This window comes from Bacillus hominis (assembly GCF_018332515.1).
GTDB classification, from domain to species: Bacteria; Bacillota; Bacilli; order Bacillales; family Bacillaceae_G; genus Bacillus_A; species Bacillus_A hominis.
On the sequence record NZ_BOQD01000400.1, the window covers coordinates 1 to 647 of the forward strand.

Consider the following 647-nt stretch of genomic DNA (forward strand, 5'->3'; position numbering starts at 1 on the left):
TAAGTTGATGGGCATGTGAGGGGTATCGGATATGCACGGCACAGCGTTTGTAGGATCATTCTTGTTTGAAACAATCTTTGGATTAATGAGGGGTATTGCATGGACATTTATCAAGTATGTTTTTCGTTTGTTCATATAAGGAAAATAGGTTGTATGAAGAGGGAAAATGATATGAGAGATCCCTTTAAAGTTAAAGGGGATCCTTTTTACCTTTTATCATTTTTAAAGAAATCCTCGATCATTTTAGCGCCTTCAATGTTCAATGTCACACCTTCTACTTTATCTTTCTTCTCATCTTTAGCGATCGTAATTTGCTCTTTATTATCAAGCCACACAAGAAATTCTTCTTTTGAGTCATCTTTATGTGTAACGGTTAGTGTAGAATGCGTAGATGCCCTCTTTTTTTGATCTAATGTGATTGTTTTCGTTGTTCCGTTTTGGACTACGGAAACGATTGATTGTATCATTTCCTCGTTATCTGTTTGAGATTTGGAACTAGTATTACTTGTTGTTCTAAGTAATTCAATATTTGTAATGTCTGCAGAGTTGAATGGAATGGCATTTTTCGTATTTTCTTGCTTAGTTTTTGGAGTATTATTTGTAGTAGAAGTGCTTGTACAACCTATTAAAGTGAAAGATAGAACACT

At 34.3% G+C, this 647-nt stretch carries 1 protein-coding gene and 1 pseudogene; one reads left to right on the forward strand and one right to left on the reverse strand.

The window, feature by feature from the left end; all coding sequences use genetic code 11:
* Window positions 1-19 precede the first annotated feature (19 nt).
* Window positions 20-170: pseudogene (locus tag KI356_RS28780) on the forward strand (DUF2812 domain-containing protein); the annotation flags it as partial.
* A gap of 36 nt (window positions 171-206) precedes the next feature.
* Here KI356_RS28780 and KI356_RS25675 read toward each other — a convergent pair.
* Window positions 207-647: hypothetical protein (locus tag KI356_RS25675; protein ID WP_212936846.1), on the reverse strand; the 441-nt coding region annotated here is incomplete at its 5' end.